Origin of the sequence: Bradyrhizobium algeriense (genome assembly GCF_003062295.1) — a bacterium.
In the GTDB taxonomy this organism is placed as follows: Bacteria; Pseudomonadota; Alphaproteobacteria; order Rhizobiales; family Xanthobacteraceae; genus Bradyrhizobium; species Bradyrhizobium algeriense.
In genome coordinates, this window is the sequence record NZ_PYCN01000023.1 from 80,254 (window position 1) to 93,484 (window position 13,231).

Here is a 13,231-nt window from a genome sequence, read left to right on the forward strand (position 1 = left end):
ACGCAAATAGCGGAAGCGCGGCGGAAGAATTAGGATGCCGGCAGTCCAATCATTTGTGACACGAATTCAACATGAGCCGGCTCGATACCAATCGTTCCGCCGAGATGGAGGTCTTCGTCCGGGTCGTCGACCTCGGCGGGTTCACCGCGGCGGCAAAAAGCCTTCGCATGACCCCATCCGGCGTGAGCAAGCTGGTATCCCGCCTGGAGGCCCGGCTCGGCACGCGACTTGTGAACCGGACCACGCGCAAGCTTCAACTGACCGAGGAAGGCCAAGCCTTCTATCAGCGCTCGTTGCGCATCCTCGGCGAAATCGAGGAGGCGGAGCGCGAGGCCGGCTCCGGTGCAGCGCCGCGCGGGCATCTGATGGTGAATAGCAACATACCCTTCGGCATGCAGCACGTGATGCCGCTGCTGCCGCGCTTCCTCGCCGAGCATCCTGATATCACGCTCGACGTCGTTCTCACTGATACGGTCATCGACCTGATGCAGGAGCGTGCCGACGTGGCGATTCGCGTCGGGCCGCTGGGGGCTTCGCGCCTCGTCGCGCGCAAGCTCGGGACCAGCCGCATGGCGGTGGTGGCCGCGCCGACTTATCTTGCCCGTTTCGGCGAGCCGAAGACCCCGGCTGAACTCGCCAGCCATCGCGGCATCGGCTGGACTTTTCCGCGCAGCATTCGCGGTTGGCCGTTCCGTCGCGGCGAGCGGATCGAGGAGGTGCTGCCGCCGCCAGCAGCACGCGCCAGCGACGGCGAAGCGGTCCGCCGGCTCGCGCTCGGCGGAGTCGGCTGCGCGCGCCTGGCTCTATTCCACGTCGGTCCGGACATCGAGGCCGGGCGCCTGGTTCCGGTGCTGCAGAACTACAATCCGGGGGACCGCGAAGACATCCATGCGATCTACGTCGGCCACGCCGGGCCGCTGCCGACGCGCGTGCGCAGCTTCATCGATTTCCTCGCGACGCACATCCGCATGGGCGATCTTACTGTAAGGCGCACCGCCGACGGCAAGTGGCGGCTACACGGTGAATGCTGAGTATTTGGGGCATACAACATGCCGACGCCGAGGCGCGGACGTCCTAATTCCCGAACAATCCGCCAAACAGTCCACCCGGCCGCTGCTGCGGCGGGGGTGGCGGCGGCGGAGCCTGCTGCGGCTGCTGCTGGAATTGCGGCTGCGGCGGTAGTCCCGGTGGACGCGGCGCCGCCTGCTTCGGCTGCGGCGGACGCTTCTGCCCGGCCGGCGGCGCGACTGTCTTCGCCGGATCGGGCTGTGCGCTGACGATGGTCTGGTCGGGACCTTTGCAGTCGGTCAGCCAGATGTCGTAGACCGGGTGCTCGACGCCATGCAGGCCGGGGCTTGCAGCGTACATCCAGCCCGAGAAGATCCGCTTCACCTCGCCCTGCAGCGTGATCTCGTCGACCTCGACAAAGGCGTCGGTGTTGGCAGCTTCCGTCGACGGCCGCGTGTAGCAGGCACTGGTCTTCACGCGCAGCGCGCCGAACTGCACGGTCTCGCCGATATCCTCCTCGAAATTGATGATGCGGCCGGTGATCTTGTCGAGGCCGGAGAAGCTCGCCTTCTTGTTGGTGATCTTGGTGGCCGGCGGCTCGGACACGACCTCATCTCCCGGCTGTAGCGTCGCCGGCGATTGCGGCACGCCTTTGGCTGGCGGCTGGCGCTGGCCTGGCGGCGCGGTGGCGACGCCCGGCTGGCCCGGCTGCGGGGGCTGAACCGCAACACCCGGTTGCGTGCCCTGGGGAGCGACGGTCGTTCCCGGCGGCGGCGCCAGCGGCTGCGACTGGAAGCTTCCCGGCGGCGGAGCGCCCTGCCCCGGCGGCGGACGGTTCGGGGTCGGCAGCAGCCGGCCGCGCGGCAGTTCCGGCACTTCCTCGTCGTCGTCGGGAAATTGTTGCTGCTGCTGATTGCCGCGGGGAATGGCGCCCGGCGGCCGCAGCGGCGGATCGGAAAAGATATTGCCGATCTGCGCCTGCGCCGGCGGCACAAGCGAAGTCATGGTGGCGGCGATCAGCGCCGCAAGACCGGTCAGGGCAATGGTTCGAAGCATCTCGCGGCTTTTACAGGCGAATCGGGCTCGCGACATAGTACAGACTTATCCGCCGCTCGCGTCCCACCCGGTTAACACGGCGAATACGGCGCGGAAAGGGCGGCTTGCCCCCTTCCCGCCGCACTCGATCCTGGCCCACAACCCGGCTTTCGATGGTCGCGCCATGATCTCGATCGTGGCCCCACGATCTAGTCACGCCCCGTTTCAGATGAAATAGTCACTTCCGTTCGCGCGAGGGTGCCCACTCCCGGCGCGATAACCACCAAAATCCGGGATAACCGGAGGAGCGAGAGGAAACCCCAGGATATGCCCGATCGAATTCGTCTCGATGGCCGGGTGGCCGTCGTGACCGGCGCCGCCGGCGTCATTGGAACCGCAACCATCCGCCTCCTGGCCGATCGCGGTGCCCGCATCGTCGCCGTCGACCGCAAGGAGCAGGATCTTGCGGCCGCCATCAAGGATCTGCCCGCCTCCGCCGAAGCGCTCGCGGTGACGGCTGATGTCACAAGGGAGGACGAGGTCGCGGACTATGTCCGCGCCACCGTCGACAGGTTCGGCGCGATCGACGCGTTCTACAACAACGCCGGCGTCGAGGGCGACGTCAAGCCGATCCCGGAATATTCGCTGGAGAGTTTTCGGCGCGTGCTCGACGTCAACGTCGTCGGCGTCTTTCTCGGCATGAAGCATGTGTTGCCGGTGATGCTGAAACAGAACAAGGGCAGCATCATCAACACCGCCTCGATCGCCGGCCTGATCGGATCGCCAATGATCGCCGTCTACAGCGCCAGCAAGCATGCGGTGATCGGGCTGACCAAGAGCGCCGCCTGGGAATGCACCGGTACCGGCGTGCGGGTCAATTGTGTCTGCCCCGGCCTGATCGACAGCCGGATGCTGAGCACCATCCTGCAGGGCCGCAATCCCGGCAATGAACCGCCGCCGACCGAGAAGATCGTCGACCGGATTCCGGCGCGGCGGCTCGGACAGGCATCCGAAGTCGCCTCCGTCGTGGCGTTCCTGGCCTCCGACGAGGCGAGCTACGTTTCCGGCTCCGCCTATACCGTCGACGGCGGCCGTACCGCCGCGTAGCGCAACTGTCATTCCGGGGCGATGCGAAGCATCGAACCCGGAATCTCGAGATTCCGGGTTCGGTCCTTTCGGACCGCCCCGGAATGACGAAACAGAGAACCAAAGGTCGCCACCATGCCCGTCACGCTCGATCCCGATGCCGCCGCCGTCTACAAGGCTTTTCAGGAAGCTGGCCGTCCCGCCTATGAAACGCTGACCGCACCGGAAGCGCGCGAGTACTATCTGAACGCCCGCTTCGTCAGTAATCCCGAACCGCCTGAACTGGAATCGGACAAACCGCTGTCGATCCCGGCACCGCATGGCGCGCTCCCGGCCCGCATCTACACACCGAAGACGCTGCGCAAGACCAACGGTCTCGCGCCATGCCTCGTCTTCTTCCATGGCGGCGGCTGGGTGATCGGCAATCTCGACTCTCATGACGTGGTGTGCCGCATGCTCGCCCATGAAGGCGAGTTGATCGTCATCTCCGTCGATTACCGCCTCGCGCCCGAACACAAATTCCCGGCCGCCGCCGATGACGCGATCACGGCAACGAAATGGGTTGCGGACAACGCCAGACAGCTCGGCATCGACGCCGCGCAATTGCTGGTCGGCGGCGACAGTGCCGGCGGCAATCTTGCAGCCGTCGTGGCCTTGGCCGCGCGCGACGGCGACGGCCCAAAACTCGCCGGGCAGGTGCTGATCTATCCCGCCACCGATTTTGCGATGAGCCATCCCTCGCACAGCGAACCCGAGACCAGCATTTTGCTGACGCACTCCGTGATCAAATGGTTCTGCAACCATTATCTGAACGGCGCCGCCGACATCGATCATTGGAAGGCCTCGCCCGCGCGCGCGAAAACGCTCGCAGGCTTGCCGCCGGCCTATGTGCTGACCGCCGGCGCCGATCCGCTGCGTGATGAGGGCGCCGAATATGCCGCGCGGCTCAAGGAAGCCGGCGTGCCCATGACCTACCGGCACTTCCCCGGCCAGTTCCACGGCTTCTTCACCATGGGCAAGCTCTTGCAGCAGGCCAACGTCGCGGTCAGCGAAATCGCCGATTGGCTCAAGACGCTGAAATAATGCACATTACAGATTGCGCGCTGAACCCCGTGAATTTCCTTTGCCCTCATCCGAGGCCGTTGTGATCGAACCCATCCTTGTATTCGGGATACCCGTCGACTTCATCCTGTTCGCGCTGACGCTGCTCGGGGTCGCGCTGTTTCATCATCACACCCTCCCCGTCGCGCTGACCGGGCTCAGCGCAATCGTGGTCTACAAGCTGATCTTCACCGGGTTCAAATACGGCACTGGCATCGGCGGCCTCGGCCACCACATGGCGCATGAATGGGTCACGCTCGGCAATCTGTTCCTGCTGCTGATGGGGTTTGCGCTGCTGTCCCGGCATTTCGAGGAAAGCCGCATTCCGGATGAGATGCCGGCGCTGCTGCCGGACGACTGGAAGGGCGGCGTCGTGCTGCTCGTCCTGGTGTTCGTGCTGTCGAGCTTCCTCGACAATATCGCCGCCGCCTTGATCGGCGGCACCGTTGCGCGGCACGTGTTCCAGGGCAAGGTTCACATCGGCTATCTCGCGGCGATCGTCGCGGCCTCGAATGCCGGCGGCGCCGGCAGCGTCGTCGGCGACACCACCACCACCATGATGTGGATCGCGGGCGTCAGTCCGCTCGCCGTGGTGGAGGCCTATGTCGCGGCCATCGTTGCGATGCTGATCTTCGCGGTGCCCGCTTCCATTCAGCAACAGCGCTACTCGCCGATCCAGAAGGATGCGTCGAAGGGGCTGAAGATCGACCCGACGCGGGTCTTCATCGTCGCCGCCATTCTGATCGCCGCACTGGCCGCGAACATCACCGCCAATTTGAAGTTCCCTGCCCTGCTCGATGCTGTCCCGGTTCTCGGCATCGCCGTCTGGGTCGTCATTCTGCTGACGGCCGGATTGCGCACGCCGGACTGGAAGGTGATGCCCGAAACCTTCAAGGGCACGATCTTTCTTCTGGCATTGGTCACCGCGGCCTCGTTGATGCCGGTCGAGAAACTGCCGGCCGCGTCATGGCCGACGGCGCTGGGCTTAGGCTTCGTCTCCGCCGTGTTCGACAACATTCCCCTCACCGCGCTTGCGCTGAAACAAGGCGGCTACGACTGGGGCTATCTGGCCTATGCCGTCGGCTTCGGCGGATCGATGATCTGGTTCGGCTCGTCGGCGGGCGTCGCTTTGTCGAACATGTATCCGGAAGCCAAATCCGTCGGCCGCTGGATCAGCCAGGGCTGGCCGGTGGCCTTGGCCTATGTCGTCGGATTTTTCGTGATGCTGGCGGTACTCGGCTGGCACCCTGACAAGCCGCTTTAGCCGCGTTCCATGCACAGCGACGTTGATGACCGGCCCCTCGCCGGCCATCATCCACTGCCCGGTTTCGCCAAACAGATTAAAGCCGCAATGTCATCCAAGTTTCAGGCTAGTTTTTACATGTAGCGAATCGGCCCGCTGATTCGGCGGACGATCGTGATGCGCGGGGGTATTGCCATGGCATTTTTTAAGCGCGAGCTTTTTATGCGCGAGCTCGGCCCGATCGAGCGCTTTGAGAACGCGCTGAAGGAAAAGTTGGCGGCGCGGCAGAAGCTGGCCGAGCGGCTGAGCGTCGCCGAGTCGGAACTTGCAGAAAAACGCACCGCCGCCGAACGGCTGGCGGTAGCCGGTGCTGCCAATGCCCGGCTCGATCGCGCCGAAGCTGCCATGCGCGCGGTCGAGGACCGCACCAAGACGATGCGTGCCGAACTGCTGGAATTCGACGACCAGGTCGCTTCAGCCGAACGCGCACTGGCGGACGCCAAGGCCCAGCGCGACCGCGATGGGCTGGCGGATCAGATCGAGGCGATGGCTGCGGCGATAGAGCGGGCCGCGCCGGGATTTGACGGCGGCGCCACCGCGCTGGTCGAGGCCGTCACGAAAAGCGCGATGTCGATACCGGAAGCGACCAGGTTCTCGAGCAACGTGGATGCCGTTCGCCGCGAGGTTCTTGCGGCGGCAGACTTGATATGTTGGGAGCTGCGATCCGCAGCCGTACGCACACGCGCGGGTAACGCCAACCTCGCCAGCATCACGCTATCAGAGGCGGAGCAACCGCCATCGGCGGAGATCGATCGGCAACTGATTTACACCCTCCATCCCCTGCTTTGGCGCGAGGGCGACGAGGTGCGCAAGGTTCCGGCCTTTGCGCTGGTCGGGCTGCCCAAGGCGCTGCTGCCGGTAGCCCTGCAGCATCAGCATGTGGACCATCTCAACGCCCGCCGCGTGCAGACCCTGATGCATCTTCATGGCAGCGCGGGACTCAACGGCGAACCCGAGAATGACGATCCGCAGCTCGTCGATCTCGATGCCTTGCTCGCGGAGGAGACGCCGAGCGCGCAAGCCGATGTTGCGTGAGCCAGGCGAACGGCGCCGGATCATCGCGCGCCGGAGACATCAGACATAGCCAACAAGGTTCCCCCGGAAATCGGGTGGCCGCCGCGCCTCCATCCTGCGATCCAACGCCCCTGAAGCAGGCCGTGCCGCTCGGAGCGAAGCACGGCCATGGCAGTTGGAGGCACCGATGAAATCCGAAAGCGCAAACCGAAACGTCGTATCCGAAAACGATCCGGCAATCCGAAATCCATTCGGCGTCATGGACGTTCCAAACCCCAACGACGATGACGTGACGCAGTTTGCCCGCAACACGGTACCGGAAGAATCCGCCGCCGACGAAAATGCAAAGCCATGGAGCGCTGGAAATACGAGCGACCCGCGCGGCACGATCGAAGGCGAGTGGTCGAGCCGCTGGAAGGGTGCAGCGGACCCCACCATACCGGGCGATGCCCCCGATAAATGGAAGCCGGGCCAGGGCGAAGCAAGAATCGTCGGGGACCGCGTGTACCTGCTATTCGATTGGGATTCCGGTAAGCGCAGGGGCCTGATCGAGGCCAGGCGCGAAGGTCCGCGCCGGCTGGTCGGGAAATATATCAACCTGAACAACCCGGAGATCACGGTCCCCTGGGTCGGCCTGATGGTGAGCGATCAGAGAATAGACGGTTACTTTACGCAAGGCCGGGTGGATTTCCGGAGATAGCGTTTCTCCAATGCCCCTATCCCGCCCGGGCCGCGCGGCGCAGCGATTGCGGGGGCTGGCCGAAGGCGCGGATGAAGGCGCGGCGCATCCGCTCGGGATCGCGAAAGCCCGTGACTTCGGCAACCCGCTCGATCGCCTCGCTGGACGATTGCACGCGTTGCCGTGCCACCTCGATGCGCAGCCGCTCCACCGCCTTTGACGGCGTGGTGCCGGTCTCCGCCATGAAAGCGCGGGTGAAATGCCGCGAACTCATGCCGGCCTGTTCGGCAAGATCCTCGACCGTGAGCGGCGCATCGAGATGCTCGCGCGCCCAGGCCAATAGCGGTCCGAACCGGCCGTTCGGTGCCTTCAATTCCAGCAGCGAGGAGAATTGCGACTGGCCGCCGCTACGACGGTGATAGAGCACCAGTTGCTTCGCGGTCTTCTGCGCGATCTCGTCGCCGTAATCTTCCGCGATCATCGCCAGCGACAGATCGATGCCGGCCGATATCCCGGCCGACGTCCAGATGTCGCCGTCGCGGACGAAGATGCGGTCCGGCTCGAGCTTCACCTGCGGATAGGTTTTGAGAAAATGCGGCGTGCGCTGCCAATGCGTGGTGGCGCGGCGGCCATCGAGCAGGCCGGCCTCGGCGAGGATATAGGCGCCGGAGCAGACGCTGGCGATGCGGACGCCACGTTTGGCAATCGCGCGCACGAAGCCGAGCGTCTTCTCGCAGGTCGCCGCCTGCCGCACGCCCTCGCCCCCCGCGATGATCAGGGTGGTGATCGCGCCCGACGGCCTTAGCCCGCGCGCGAGCATCTCGACGCCGGAGGACGAGCGCACCGGTCCCGGCGTCACGGCCACAACCCTGATCGAAGCGGCGTTTTCGGCGTAGCGCGCTCCGATCTCGAACACCGAAATCGGACCGGCGGCGTCGAGCAACTGGAAATCCGGAAATACGAGAACGCCGATCATCCTGCAGCCCGCTTTTTGGCTAATGTCCTGAAATGAGGGAAAAATGCCATTTCGGACACGAAGCGACCATGTCAGGATGCCTTCCGTCAAGCCAATTTTGCGTCAAGCCAAACTTTCCGGAGGTCACGATGTCCGCGCCGTCTCCCACGCCCACGCCGCTTCAGATCGGTCTCGTGCTGTTCCCCAAGGTCACCCAGCTCGACTTCACCGGGCCGTTGCAGGTGTTCTCCAGCCTGCCCGGCGCACAAGTTCATCTGGTCTGGAAGCGGATCGAGCCGGTCACCAGCGATTCCGTGCTGATGCTGACGCCGACCACGACCTTTGCGGACTGCCCGCAACTCGACGTCATCTGCGTGCCCGGCGGGTTCGGCACCGACGACATGATCAACGACGACGAGATGCTGGCCTTCCTGCGCAAGCAGGCGCCCGGCGCCAAATACATCACCTCGGTCTGCACGGGTTCACTGGTGCTCGGCGCCGCCGGCCTTCTCAAGGGTTATCGCGCGGCGACGCACTGGACGGCGATGGATTTCCTGTCGGCGTTCGGCGCGATCCCGACCAAGACGCGGGTCTGCGTCGATCGCAATCGCGTCACCGGCGGCGGCGTTACCGCAGGCATCGACTTCGCGCTGACGCTGGTCTCGCTGCTGCACGACAGGCGGACCGCGGAGACGATCCAGCTCCGGCTCGAATACAATCCTGCGCCGCCGTTCAATTCCGGCTCGCCCGACACCGCGCCGCCGGAAGTCCTCGCCTTCATGAAAGACAGGATTGCACCGGCGCAGATCCGCCGTGGTGAAATGATCGACCGCGCCGCCGCGCGGCTGGCGTAGCTCTGCCGTCATGCCCGTGAAGGCGGCTGGAGCCGAGAGATCACGGCGTACTGGATCGTCCGCCCCAGTGCGCAATCGCGCACAAGGCGGACGATGAAAAACAACACACGATATCGCGCGAACACAGAAAAAGGCCGCCTGGTTTCCCAGACGACCTTTCCTGTCCTACGGCAGCCACACATTAGCGGGCGATTTCAGAACCTCTGCACCAGGGGCCTATCTCCCGGCCGTGTCCTACTCGGTGGCCGCTGCTAGCCGGGACAGTCGCGAACTGGAGCCCGACACCGACGCGATGGTTTCCCATCTCCGTAAGATGTCCCTATTGAGCAGCAAGCTCGCGGAGAGGGCAAGACGGTCGCGTTGGTTGTACCCGCTGATCCCGTTATCCACAGGCGAGGCTTGTGCAAAATAGGAACGCGTGCAGTGCGGCGCAGAGCTTCAGCCCGGCGCGCGCTGGCTGCCCTGCGCCAGCTTCGCAAAGATGATGCCGTGCACAATCAGATACATTGGCACCAGCACGGTCGGAATCAGCGACCATGGTAGCACTTGCACCGCTTCCGAGCCTTGCCCGGCGTGAATGATCTGCAGCGGCGAGCCATTCGCGGAGATAATTCCGAGTGCAAGCGCGGCCACGAGATCGAGCATGCCGAATGTATTCCATGCCCAGACCAGCGGACTAGCTTGTCCGCGCAGCGCGAGCCAGGCCACCGGCAAAGCCAATACGCCGGTGATGACATCGCCCCAGCCCGCCGACGTTGGAAACGGTCCGCCAAGCCGGCCTTCGGCCGCGAGGAGGAGGAAAAATCCTCCCGCCAGCCGCCAGAGGTTCAGAGCGATCAGGAAGGGCATCGGCATTCCGAGCAGCGAAGCGCGCACCGACGGCGAGATCGACGCCGCAACGGCCGTCGCGACCAGCGGAAGCGCGATCATCGTACCGATCACCGGCGGCCCTATCGGATTTGTGCCAAGGAACAGGTTCGCGGCGGCCAGTGCGGCAGCCAGGCCCGTCCACAGACCGGCGCCGACCGAAAGGGCAATGAGCTGCGATGCGCTGATCGGCATCGCGCCGGTGAGCGCATTGACGCTGACGATGATCGCGGCAACGAGAACGATGGTTCCAATGAAGTCCAGCATGATACATCTCCTTATGTGTACTTACACCTATTGAGACGAATGAAATGCCGACCAGGTGTCTGGTTCGTCTCACCCCAAATTCCGGGAACCCAAAAGCTTCAGCGCCGCCTGGCCGTCGGCGCCGAGCAGCTTGCCGATATGCGCCTGCGCTTTCGACCAGTGGGGAAATCCGCGACGAACGAGGCCGCGTCCCTGCGCGGTAATGGCAATCATGCGCGCGCGCGGATCCTCGCCGGCGCTGATCGAAATCCAACCCTTGCCCTCCAGCAGGGTCAGGTTGCGGCTCAGCGTGGTGCGCTCCATCCCAAGCAGACCCGCCAGCTTGCCAATCGGCATTTCGCCGCGGAGCATCAATTGCGACAGGATGGTGAACTGCGTGATGCGGACGCCAGAACCCTGCATATGGGAATCGTACAGCCGGGTGATCTTCCGCGCGGCCTGTCGCGACGCGAGGCAGAAGCAGCCGGCTGCGGCCATGTAGTCGGTGTTGTGATCGGACGGTTGTTTCATCCCATAAGTGTATATACACCTATAATGCCCAGCAAGACACCTGGTGGTAGCGGCGGGTAAACTTGCCGAGAGTTCAGCTTCCGGAGTTCAGCTTCCGGGCGTCCAGGCCTGATAATCGCCGGTCGCCTTGGGGCGGCGGCCGCTGGCCAGCGTCGAGCCGGACGGACGGTAGGCTGCGGGCGTGCCGGTCAGGTTGGGAACGTGCGGCTTTTCCCATTCCCGCGGCGTGTAGCTCTCCTCGGTCGGGGCAACGTCGACGGTGTGATGCAGCCAGCCATGCCACGATGGCGGCACCCGGCTCGCCTCGGCATAACCGTTATAGACCACCCAGCGCCGCTCGAAGCCGAGCGTCGGATCGATCTTGCGGCCCTTGGTGCGATAGTAACGGTTGCCCTGCTCGTCCTGGCCGACCAGCTCGCCGAATCGCCACGTCCACAATTGCGTGCCGAACGTCTGGCCGTTCCACCAAGTGAAAAATTTGAGCAGAAACTGCTTCATGAGGGCTCGGCCGGTTCGAGGTGACGTGTCGCTCTGATGCCATCGGCGGGGCGAATTGTCCAGCCAAAGGCTGTTTCCCGTCCTGCCCGTCGCCTTGGTCCACACGGCACATTTCGGCGGCAGTTGCCGCGGAACCGGCGCAATTCGTTCATTTCGCATACAGCTCCGGCGGGACAGGCTCGGTATGCGCACGATCAGTGCGTGGGTTTGGGAACGTCCACCTCCGAAGATGGTTGGAACCCCTATCCCGGAAATGGAGCCTACGATGATTAATCTGAAAGTTTTGAGTACAGCAGCGGCGATCGCGCTTGTGTTGCCGATAGTCGCGTCGAGTATCAGCGCCGCCCAGGCCCAGGAAGGCAGAGGCGGCATGGCGGCCGGTGGCGGCGGTGCCAGGGCCGGCGGCGGTGGTGGCGGCGGCGCAGCCATTGGCGGTGGCGGTGGCTTTAGAGGCGGTGGCGGCGGCTCCGTCGCCGCACCCGGCGGTGGTGGCGGCTTTAGGGGTGGCGGCATGGCCGCTGCACCCAGCGGTGGTGGTGGCTTCAGAGGTGGCGGCGTGGCCGTTGCACCCAGCGGTGGCGGTGGCTTCAGAGGTGGTGGCGTGGCCGTTGCGCCCAGCGGAAGTCCCGGCTTCCGGGCTGGCGCGGTTGCCGGCACGGAAGGCCGCCCCGGCTTCGTCCGGCCCGCGCCCGGCGTCGGTGCAGGTGCCGTCGCGGGTAGCGGCTACTACGGCGGCCGTTACCATCGTCATCACCGTGGCTTCTGGCCCGGCTTCGCGATCGGCGCCGGCATCGGGTCGAGTTATGGCTATTACGACAGCCCCGCCTACTACGATGACTCGTATGGATATTACGACGACAGCGTAGTAGCCGAAGCGCCCCCGGCCGACGATGATGCTGTGGCGTATTGCACGCGGAGATACCGGTCCTACGATCCGGCGTCGGGAACCTATCTCGGCAATGACGGACTACGGCATCCCTGCCCCGCGCAATAGAAGGACCGCGCAATAGCAGGATATCGTTAGTTCGAAGGGCGGCGCATTCTTACTGCGCCGCCCTTTTCGTGTGCGAAATTACGCGCGCAGCGCCACCGCGACCCCACCGAGCGTGAACGCCAGCGCCGAGATTTCGCGCAGGCCGAGCGGTTCGCGCAGCATCGCCGCCGCCGCAAGCACCCCGATGACCGGGACCAGCAGGGTTCCAATCGAAGCCGTCGCCGCCGACAGCCGCTCCAGCGCGGCAAACCAGCACACATGGCAAAGGCAGAACTGGACCAGCGTCATGTAGAGCAGCGACAGCCAGCCGACATATGATAGCGCTGCCAGTTGCGGCTGCTCGACCGCAAGCCCAACGATCGCGATCGGCAGGCAGCCGAGCCCGATCTGCCAAGCGGCCAGCGACAGCGGCGGCATCGCCAGCGGAAAATGCTTGGTCAGCACGGTGCCGAGGCCGACGCACACCGCACCAGCCAGCGCGCACGCGACGCCCGGCAATTTATCGACGCTGGCCTCAATGCCGTTGCCGCCGATCAGCACGGCGATGCCGGCGAGCGCGACCGTCAGCGCGACGGCGCGCAGCGGCGACAGCCGCTCCCCCAGGATCGGCCATGCCAGAAGTGCCACCCAGACCGGGATCGATATGCCGAGCACCGCGGCCTCGCTGGCACTGAGCCACAACAGCGCCAGTCCCATGAACGCGACCCAGCCGCCGATCGTCAGCATGGAAACAATTAGCAATCTTAGCCACATCGGCCGCGGCACGCTCAATTTTTGCCGCCGCGCGAGCGCAATCAGCGCCAATGCCGCAGCGCCGGCGATGCCGCACAAGCCGCGCGAGGACAATGGCGGCCATTCCGTCAGTAAATGTTTCATGATCGGGAAGTTGAGGCCCCACCCGACCGACGTAATGGCGAGCAGGACGAACCCGAGCGGCGACAGCCGCCCCGCGCGATCGATCGGGGGCATGGCAGGCGCAGCTCCGGAACCGGTGGATTGTTCTCGTTCTGACACAGCTAAACGTAATTGCCCTCAACAACTTTTATGTGCACTCTATCAT

14 protein-coding genes are annotated in these 13,231 nt (G+C 64.7%); 8 read left to right on the forward strand and 6 right to left on the reverse strand.

What is annotated here, in order from left to right; all coding sequences use genetic code 11:
• The first annotated feature begins 71 nt into the window (after positions 1-71).
• Positions 72-1,031, forward strand: coding sequence for a LysR family transcriptional regulator (locus C7G61_RS31500; protein WP_108521238.1), 960 nt, complete (start codon positions 72-74; stop codon positions 1,029-1,031).
• A gap of 43 nt (positions 1,032-1,074) precedes the next feature.
• On the opposite strand, the gene C7G61_RS31505 is transcribed toward C7G61_RS31500, so the two are convergent.
• Positions 1,075-2,064 carry a DUF2155 domain-containing protein gene (locus tag C7G61_RS31505; protein ID WP_108521301.1) on the reverse strand — a complete coding sequence of 330 codons (990 nt, stop codon included), beginning with the start codon at positions 2,062-2,064 and terminating at the stop codon, positions 1,075-1,077.
• A 306-nt stretch (positions 2,065-2,370) separates the two neighbouring features.
• Between C7G61_RS31505 and C7G61_RS31510 the strand changes: the two genes are divergently transcribed.
• The 5 genes from C7G61_RS31510 to C7G61_RS31530 all read left to right on the forward strand — a co-directional run bounded on the left by C7G61_RS31510 (position 2,371) and on the right by C7G61_RS31530 (position 7,247).
• Positions 2,371-3,150 carry an SDR family NAD(P)-dependent oxidoreductase gene (locus tag C7G61_RS31510; protein ID WP_108521240.1) on the forward strand — a complete coding sequence of 260 codons (780 nt, stop codon included), beginning with the start codon at positions 2,371-2,373 and terminating at the stop codon, positions 3,148-3,150.
• Positions 3,151-3,264: 114 nt separating this feature from the next.
• A complete protein-coding gene (locus C7G61_RS31515; RefSeq protein WP_108521243.1) occupies positions 3,265-4,212 on the forward strand; it encodes an alpha/beta hydrolase in 948 nt (315 codons plus the stop codon).
• 61 nt (positions 4,213-4,273) lie between these two features.
• The gene (locus C7G61_RS31520; RefSeq protein WP_108521304.1) at positions 4,274-5,494 is read left to right on the forward strand and encodes a citrate transporter; all 1,221 of its coding nucleotides are present in this window, start codon (positions 4,274-4,276) and stop codon (positions 5,492-5,494) included.
• Between the two features lie 174 nt (positions 5,495-5,668).
• Complete coding sequence (locus tag C7G61_RS31525; protein ID WP_108521245.1) at positions 5,669-6,568, forward strand: coiled-coil domain-containing protein; 900 nt, start codon at positions 5,669-5,671, stop codon at positions 6,566-6,568.
• Between the two features lie 166 nt (positions 6,569-6,734).
• Entirely contained in the window at positions 6,735-7,247 is a 513-nt protein-coding gene (locus tag C7G61_RS31530) for a hypothetical protein (protein WP_108521247.1), read from the forward strand.
• Between the two features lie 16 nt (positions 7,248-7,263).
• Here the strand turns inward: C7G61_RS31530 and C7G61_RS31535 are convergent, their stop codons facing one another.
• Positions 7,264-8,202 carry a GlxA family transcriptional regulator gene (locus C7G61_RS31535; protein WP_108521250.1) on the reverse strand — a complete coding sequence of 313 codons (939 nt, stop codon included), beginning with the start codon at positions 8,200-8,202 and terminating at the stop codon, positions 7,264-7,266.
• A gap of 128 nt (positions 8,203-8,330) precedes the next feature.
• Between C7G61_RS31535 and C7G61_RS31540 the strand changes: the two genes are divergently transcribed.
• Positions 8,331-9,035 (forward strand): DJ-1/PfpI family protein, encoded by a 705-nt coding sequence (locus C7G61_RS31540; RefSeq protein ID WP_108521252.1) that lies wholly within the window; start codon positions 8,331-8,333, stop codon positions 9,033-9,035.
• A gap of 438 nt (positions 9,036-9,473) precedes the next feature.
• Here the strand turns inward: C7G61_RS31540 and C7G61_RS31545 are convergent, their stop codons facing one another.
• From C7G61_RS31545 to C7G61_RS31555, 3 genes are all read right to left on the reverse strand, one after another.
• Positions 9,474-10,169: a hypothetical protein gene (locus C7G61_RS31545; RefSeq protein WP_108521254.1), complete on the reverse strand. Its 696-nt coding sequence runs from the start codon at positions 10,167-10,169 to the stop codon at positions 9,474-9,476.
• A gap of 69 nt (positions 10,170-10,238) precedes the next feature.
• The gene (locus C7G61_RS31550) at positions 10,239-10,679 is read right to left on the reverse strand and encodes a MarR family winged helix-turn-helix transcriptional regulator (protein WP_108521256.1); all 441 of its coding nucleotides are present in this window, start codon (positions 10,677-10,679) and stop codon (positions 10,239-10,241) included.
• A gap of 87 nt (positions 10,680-10,766) precedes the next feature.
• A complete protein-coding gene (locus C7G61_RS31555; RefSeq protein WP_108521259.1) occupies positions 10,767-11,177 on the reverse strand; it encodes an NADH:ubiquinone oxidoreductase subunit NDUFA12 in 411 nt (136 codons plus the stop codon).
• A gap of 265 nt (positions 11,178-11,442) precedes the next feature.
• Between C7G61_RS31555 and C7G61_RS31560 the strand changes: the two genes are divergently transcribed.
• On the forward strand, positions 11,443-12,171 hold the full coding sequence (locus tag C7G61_RS31560) for a BA14K family protein (RefSeq protein ID WP_108521262.1): 729 nt from the start codon (positions 11,443-11,445) through the stop codon (positions 12,169-12,171).
• 78 nt (positions 12,172-12,249) lie between these two features.
• On the opposite strand, the gene C7G61_RS31565 is transcribed toward C7G61_RS31560, so the two are convergent.
• Positions 12,250-13,140, reverse strand: a complete 891-nt coding sequence (locus tag C7G61_RS31565) for a DMT family transporter (protein WP_108521264.1) — start codon at positions 13,138-13,140, stop codon at positions 12,250-12,252.
• Positions 13,141-13,231: the final 91 nt, after the last annotated feature.

Excerpts from the sequence above, each read along its gene's own strand:
- C7G61_RS31500 (WP_108521238.1), top strand. The coding sequence starts at position 72 with ATGAGCCGGCTCGATACCAATCGTTCCGCCGAGATGGAGGTCTTCGTC.
- C7G61_RS31565 (WP_108521264.1), bottom strand. The coding sequence starts at position 13,140 with ATGCCCCCGATCGATCGCGCGGGGCGGCTGTCGCCGCTCGGGTTCGTC.
- C7G61_RS31560 (WP_108521262.1), top strand. The coding sequence starts at position 11,443 with ATGATTAATCTGAAAGTTTTGAGTACAGCAGCGGCGATCGCGCTTGTG.
- C7G61_RS31555 (WP_108521259.1), bottom strand. The coding sequence starts at position 11,177 with ATGAAGCAGTTTCTGCTCAAATTTTTCACTTGGTGGAACGGCCAGACG.
- C7G61_RS31510 (WP_108521240.1), top strand. The coding sequence starts at position 2,371 with ATGCCCGATCGAATTCGTCTCGATGGCCGGGTGGCCGTCGTGACCGGC.
- C7G61_RS31525 (WP_108521245.1), top strand. The coding sequence starts at position 5,669 with ATGGCATTTTTTAAGCGCGAGCTTTTTATGCGCGAGCTCGGCCCGATC.
- C7G61_RS31515 (WP_108521243.1), top strand. The coding sequence starts at position 3,265 with ATGCCCGTCACGCTCGATCCCGATGCCGCCGCCGTCTACAAGGCTTTT.
- C7G61_RS31505 (WP_108521301.1), bottom strand. The coding sequence starts at position 2,064 with ATGCTTCGAACCATTGCCCTGACCGGTCTTGCGGCGCTGATCGCCGCC.
- C7G61_RS31530 (WP_108521247.1), top strand. The coding sequence starts at position 6,735 with ATGAAATCCGAAAGCGCAAACCGAAACGTCGTATCCGAAAACGATCCG.
- C7G61_RS31540 (WP_108521252.1), top strand. The coding sequence starts at position 8,331 with ATGTCCGCGCCGTCTCCCACGCCCACGCCGCTTCAGATCGGTCTCGTG.
- C7G61_RS31550 (WP_108521256.1), bottom strand. The coding sequence starts at position 10,679 with ATGAAACAACCGTCCGATCACAACACCGACTACATGGCCGCAGCCGGC.
- C7G61_RS31535 (WP_108521250.1), bottom strand. The coding sequence starts at position 8,202 with ATGATCGGCGTTCTCGTATTTCCGGATTTCCAGTTGCTCGACGCCGCC.
- C7G61_RS31545 (WP_108521254.1), bottom strand. The coding sequence starts at position 10,169 with ATGCTGGACTTCATTGGAACCATCGTTCTCGTTGCCGCGATCATCGTC.